Origin of the sequence: Kitasatospora sp. MY 5-36, assembly GCF_001182915.1 — a bacterium.
Taxonomy (GTDB): domain Bacteria; phylum Actinomycetota; class Actinomycetes; order Streptomycetales; family Streptomycetaceae; genus Kitasatospora.
The window spans coordinates 1-5,994 of the sequence record NZ_LFVW01000669.1 but is presented as its reverse complement, the minus strand read 5'-3'; the positions used below and the strand labels follow the sequence as shown (position 1 = coordinate 5,994).

The 5,994-nt window shown below is 73.1% G+C and carries 5 protein-coding genes; 2 read left to right on the top strand and 3 right to left on the bottom strand.

The features are described 5' to 3' along the window. Positions 1 to 500 (top strand): M23 family metallopeptidase (locus tag AE652_RS33170; protein ID WP_049658375.1); only part of this gene is annotated, 500 nt, incomplete at its 5' end. Between the two features lie 40 nt (positions 501 to 540). Here AE652_RS33170 and pcrA read toward each other — a convergent pair. The 3 genes from pcrA to AE652_RS33155 form a co-directional block, all read right to left on the bottom strand. After that, positions 541 to 3,168 (bottom strand): DNA helicase PcrA, encoded by a 2,628-nt coding sequence (gene pcrA, locus AE652_RS33165; RefSeq protein ID WP_049658374.1) that lies wholly within the window; start codon positions 3,166 to 3,168, stop codon positions 541 to 543. A 99-nt stretch (positions 3,169 to 3,267) separates the two neighbouring features. Further along, positions 3,268 to 3,945 (bottom strand): response regulator transcription factor, encoded by a 678-nt coding sequence (locus AE652_RS33160; RefSeq protein WP_049658372.1) that lies wholly within the window; start codon positions 3,943 to 3,945, stop codon positions 3,268 to 3,270. Further along, a complete protein-coding gene (locus AE652_RS33155) occupies positions 3,938 to 5,401 on the bottom strand; it encodes a PspC domain-containing protein (protein ID WP_369808352.1) in 1,464 nt (487 codons plus the stop codon). The genes AE652_RS33160 and AE652_RS33155 overlap by 8 nt, the downstream gene beginning before the upstream one ends. A 134-nt stretch (positions 5,402 to 5,535) precedes the next feature. Here AE652_RS33155 and AE652_RS33150 point away from each other — a divergent pair. Further along, positions 5,536 to 5,994: PspC domain-containing protein (locus AE652_RS33150; RefSeq protein ID WP_049658369.1), on the top strand; the 459-nt coding region annotated here is incomplete at its 3' end.

Genomic DNA, 5,994 nt, shown 5'->3' with positions numbered 1-5,994 from the left:
CCCAGGCCTCGCGCGGCGACGCCCGCCAGCCGCTGGCCGGCGCCCAGCCCACCGAGGCCCCCACCGCGCAGCCCGCCGCCGAGCCGGCCCCCGAACCGGTGAAGCCCACGGTGGTCATGCCGGTCGCCCGGCACGGCCTCGGCGAACTGTTCGGCGAGGCCGGCACCCACTGGGCCAACCGGCACACCGGCATCGACTTCCCGGTGGACGGCGGCTCCGAGGTCTACGCCGTGACCGACGGCACGATCCGCACCCAGTGGAACCCGTTCTACGGCTACATGACGATCCTCAAGATGCCCGACGGCACCGAGGCCTGGTACTGCCACCTGCGGGCGTACAAGGTGCGCAAGGGCCCGGTGAAGCAGGGCGACGTGATCGCCTTCGTCGGCAGCAGCGGCAACAGCACCGGCCCGCACCTGCACTTCGAGATCCGGCCGCAGGGCAACGGGCCGATCGACCCGCTGCCCTGGCTCCTCTCGAACGGGCTGGACCCGCGCTAGCGGGTCGGAGCGGCTCCGCGGAGCAGAGCCGCTCCGCCGCTCAGAGCTTCTCCACCGGCGCGTAGCGCAGCAGCAGCTGCTTGCGCCCGTCGGTGCCGAAGTCGACGGTGGCCTGCGCCCGGTCGCCGACGCCCGTGACGGCCACCACCGTGCCCAGCCCGAAGCTGTCGTGGGTGACCCGGTCGCCGACCGCGAGCGAGACGGCCTCGCGCTCCACCAGCTGGCCGCCGCGCCGCGCCGACTGCCCCCAGCCGGCCTTCGGCTTGGCCGCCGCGGCCGACGAGGAGGAACGCGAACTCCCGCCCCCGGACGAGGACTTGCCCCAGGACGAGCCCGAGGAGTAGCCGCGCTGGACCGGCGCCTGGGCCGCCCCGGTGCGCTTCCACTCCACCAGCGTCTCCGGGATCTCCTCCAGGAACCGCGAGGCCGGGTTGTAGGCCGGCTGCCCCCAGGCGCTGCGCAGCACCGAGCGGGTCAGGTACAGCCGCTCGCGGGCCCGGGTGAGCCCGACGTACGCGAGCCGGCGCTCCTCCTCCAGCTCCTTGACCTGGTTGAGCGCCCGCATGTGCGGGAAGATCCCGTCCTCCATGCCGGTCAGGAAGACGACGGGGAACTCCAGGCCCTTGGCGGTGTGCAGGGTCATCATCGTGATGACGCCCTGCCCGTCCTCGTCGTCGTCCGGGATCTGGTCCGAGTCGGCGACCAGTGCGACCCGCTCCAGGAAGTCGGCCAGCGAGCCGACCGGCGGCGTGCCCTCCTCGTCGGCGTCCGGCCGCTCGCCCGGGTCCTGCTCGTACTCCAGGGCGACGGAGGCGAGCTCCTGGAGGTTCTCCACCCGGGTCTCGTCCTGCGGGTCGGTGGAGGCCTGGAGCTCGGCCAGGTAGCCGGTCTCCTCCAGGACCGCCTCCAGCACCGCCGCCGGGCCCGCGCCCGACTCGACCACCTGGCGCAGTCCGGCCATCAGGGTGTTGAACTTCTTGACGGCGTTGGCCGAGCGCGCGGCCATCCCGTACGCCTCGTCGACCCGCACCAGCGCCTGGGCGAAGGAGATCCGCTCCCGCGAGGCCAGCGCGTCGATCATCGCCTCGGCCCGCTCGCCGATGCCGCGCTTGGGCACGTTGAGGATCCGGCGCAGCGGCACGGTGTCCTCCGGGTTGGAGAGCACCCGCAGGTACGCCAGGACGTCCCGGACCTCCTTGCGCTCGTAGAAGCGCACCCCGCCGACCACCTTGTACGGCAGGCCGACCCGGATGAACACCTCCTCGAACACGCGGGACTGGGCGTTGGTCCGGTAGAAGATCGCGACGTCGCCGGGCTTGGCCTCGCCCTTGTCGGTGAGCCGGTCGATCTCGTCGGCGATGAACTGGGCCTCGCCGTGCTCGTCGTCCGCGACGTAGCCGACGACCTTCTCGCCGTGGTCCCCGGCCGTCCACAGCTTCTTCTCGCGGCGGTTGGCGTTGCGCTCGATGACGGCGTTGGCGGCGCTCAGGATGGTCTGGGTGGAGCGGTAGTTCTGCTCCAGCAGGATCGTGGTCGCGTTCGGGTAGTCCTCCTCGAACTGGAGGATGTTGCGGATGGTCGCGCCGCGGAAGGCGTAGATCGACTGGTCCGCGTCACCGACCACGCACAGCTCGGCCGGCGGCACCTCGGCCAGCCGCCCGGCCGCCGGGTTCACCAGCTCGCCGTCCACGGTGCGCCTGGGCGCGGCGGCGACGGATCCTCCGCTGAGCTCCCGGACCAGCATGTACTGGGCGTGGTTGGTGTCCTGGTACTCGTCGACCAGGATGTGCCGGAACCGGCGCCGGTAGTGCTCGGCGACGTCGGGGAAGGCCTGCAGCAGGTTCACCGTCGTCATGATGATGTCGTCGAAGTCCAGCGCGTTGGCCTCGCGCAGCCGCCGCTGGTAGAGCGCGTACGCCTCGGCGAGCTTCTTCTCCATCGGGTTGGCGGCCTGGTCGGCGAAGGTCTCCTCGTCGATCAGCTCGTTCTTGAGGTTGCTGACCTTCGCCGTGAACGACTTCGGCGGGTACTGCTTCGGGTCGAGGTCGAGGTCGCGGCAGACCAGCGACATCAGCCGCTGCGAGTCGGCCGAGTCGTAGATCGAGAAGCTGGAGGTGAAGCCCAGCTGCTTGGACTCGCGGCGCAGGATGCGCACGCAGGCGCTGTGGAAGGTGGAGACCCACATCGCCCGGGCGCGCGGGCCGACCAGCGCCTCGACGCGCTCGCGCATCTCGCCGGCCGCCTTGTTGGTGAAGGTGATCGCCAGGATCTCCCCCGGCTGCACCCCGCGGGCGCCCAGCAGGTGGGCGATCCGGTGGGTCAGCACCCGGGTCTTGCCCGAGCCGGCGCCGGCCACGATCAGCAGCGGCGAGCCCGCGTGCAGCACCGCCTCGCGCTGCGGGTCGTTCATCCCCTCCAGCAGCTGCGCCGGGTCCACCACCGTCCGCGCGGCACCGTTGCGGTACCAGGCGTCCCGCTCCGCCTCGGCGGCGTGGTCGGTCTGGAACAGGCCGTCCGGGATGGCCTCCTCGTACGCGTCGTACGGGGCCTCCTCCTCGTACGGCGGGGGCTCCTCACCGATGGCGTCGACGGGCGCGTCGGGCTGCTTCGACCCGGCGGCGGGTGCCTCGAAACCGGGGAGCGGAAGGTCGTCAAAGAGGCTACTCATGGCACATCGAGTCTATGGCCACCCACCGACAAGCCCGCCCGCCCCGGACGATCCGGGGCGGGCGGGCTCCGTGGCGGCGCCCCAGGACGCCGGGGTGCCTCAGACCAGGCGGCGGGCGGTGGCCCAGCGGGTCAGCTCGTGGCGGTTGCTGAGCTGGAGCTTGCGCAGGACGGCGGAGACGTGGCTCTCGACCGTCTTCACCGAGATGAAGAGCTGCTTGGCGATCTCCTTGTAGGCGTAGCCGCGGGCGATCAGCCGCAGGACCTCGCGCTCGCGCTGGGTGAGCCGGTCCAGGTCCTCGTCCACCGGCGGGGTGTCGGTGGCGGCGAAGGCGTCCAGCACGAAGCCGGCCAGCCGGGGCGAGAACACCGCGTCGCCGTCGGCGATCCGGAAGATCGCGTTCACCAGGTCGGTGCCGGTGATGGTCTTGGTGACGTAGCCGCGCGCGCCGCCGCGGATGACGCCGATGACGTCGTCGGCGGCGTCCGACACCGACAGCGCCAGGAACTTCACCCCGCCCTGCTCGCCCATCACCCCGACCGAGCGGCGCAGCACCTCGACGCCGCCGCCGCCCGGCAGGTGGACGTCGAGCAGCACCACGTCCGGCCTGGTCTCGGCGACCACCCGGACCGCCGAGTCCACGTCGTCGGCCTCGCCGACCACGTCGATGCCGGTCACCTCGGTGCGGCCGATCTCGGCCCTGACCCCCGTCCGGAACATCCGGTGGTCGTCCACCAGCACGACCCGGGCCGTGCGCTCCGGAGCTGCCTCAGTCATTCGTTCTCTCCATCTCCAGCTCGACCTCGGTGCCGCCGCCCGCCGCCGGCCGCACCCGTGCGGCGCCGCCGTTGCGCTTCATCCGGCCGATGATCGACTCCCGTACGCCCATCCGGTCCTCGGGCACCGTGTCGGGGTCGAAGCCGGGGCCGTGGTCGCGGACGAACACCGACACCGTCCTCCCCTCGACCTCGGCGTAGACCTGGACCGGTCCCCCGCCACCGTACTTGGCCGCGTTGACGGTCGCCTCCCTCGCGGCCTGCATCTGGGCCGCGATCCGCTCGTCCATCGGGCAGTCGCCGACGATCACCAGCTCGACCGGGACGCCGTGCCGGTCCTCGACCTCGGCGACGGCGGCCCGCAGGCTCTCCGCCATGGTGTCCGGCGCGGCCTCGGCGGCGGCCTCCGGGCGGTACAGCCACAGCCGCAGCTCGCGCTCCTGCGAGCGGGCCAGCCGCAGCACCTCCTTGGGGTCCTCGGCCCGGCGCTGGATCAGGGTCAGGGTGTGCAGCACGGAGTCGTGGATGTGCGCGGCGATCTCGGCGCGCTCCTGGGCGCGGATGCGGGCGGTGCGCTCGGCCCCGAGGTCCTGCCAGAGCCGCAGGCCGTACGGGCCGAGCAGCACCAGCACACCGGCCAGCACCGCGAGCGAGGCCTCGATCACCGAGGCGAGCGTGGAGCCGCTGCCCTGCATGGCGAGCAGCGCGATGGTGCCCGCGACCGCGAGCAGCACGCCGGCGCCGACCCGGGTGTAGGCGCCGCGCCGCTTCTCGCCCTCCTCGATGCCGAACCAGCGCTGCCAGCGCGAGTCGTCGGCCTGCCGCCAGACCAGCGCCACGCCGACGCCGATCGCCAGCAGCGGCCAGGTGTACGGCTTGGCGGTCTGCCAGCCGAGCACGTTGAGCAGGGCGATCACGCCGACCACCGTCATCACCAGGGCGGCGAGCTGGCCGAGGCCGCCCTGCCCGGCCTTGCCGGCCGACTCGGCCTCCTCCCCCTCCGCCGGGGCGCCCACCGGCTCGCCCTGCAGGGTGAGCTGGAGCAGCTGGCGCATCCGGCCCACCCAGCCGCCGGCCTGGCCGGCCTTGCTCAGCAGGCCGCCCTGCACCCCCGGCGAGGCCGGGACGAACGCCCCGTTGAAGTACACCCACTGGGCGCCGGCGCGCTGCGAGGGCTCGCCGATGCCGATCGGCACCACGAACCAGAAGGCGGCGTACAGCAGCGCGCCGATCCCCTGCGCGAAGAACAGCACGACGAAGGCGATCCGCACCCACCGCACCGGCAGCCCGAGGTGCACCGCCAGGCCGTGCGCGACACCGCCCAGCATCCGTCCCTGCGGGCTGCGGTAGAGCCGGCGGTAGGGCGGCCGCCCGTCGTCGGGCGCGCTCGGGTCGGCGCCGGCCGACGACGCGGTGTCGGGGGCGATGGATCGGGGATCGGTACCGGGGGCTGCCACGCCACCGATGGTTCCACGCGGGCACCCGCGGGCGCATCAGGGTGTGTCCCCATCCCGTATCAGGGACAAGTCAGGGTACGGACAGGGCTCGACCCGGTTGGGCCGGGCGGTCCTCTGCCGGAAGGATGGTGTCCATGACCGAGGACCCCCGCATCGAGGAAACCGGGCCCGCCGCCCCGCCGGAACCGGACCGCCCGCCACTGACCAGGACCGAGCACCACCGCGTGGTGGCCGGCGTCTGCGGCGGCCTCGGCCGGCACCTGGACATCGACCCGGTGGTCTTCCGGGTCGTCACGGTGGTGCTCTGCCTCTCCGGCGGCCTCGGGCTGTTCCTGTACGGCCTGGCCTGGCTGATCGTCCCGACCGACGACGGGGCCAAGGGCCGCGGCGGGCGCACCGAGCTCCAGCGGGTGCTCACCGGGCGGGTGGACGGCCAGTCGGTCGGCGCGGTGCTGCTGACCGTGATCGGCACCGGGGTCTTCTTCTCCTCGATGGGTGACGGCGGCCAGCTGTTCCCGCTGCTGCTGCTCGCCGCCCTGGTCTTCCTGGCGGTGCGCTACGACCCGGACCGCCGCCGGGGCCGGGGGCGCGAG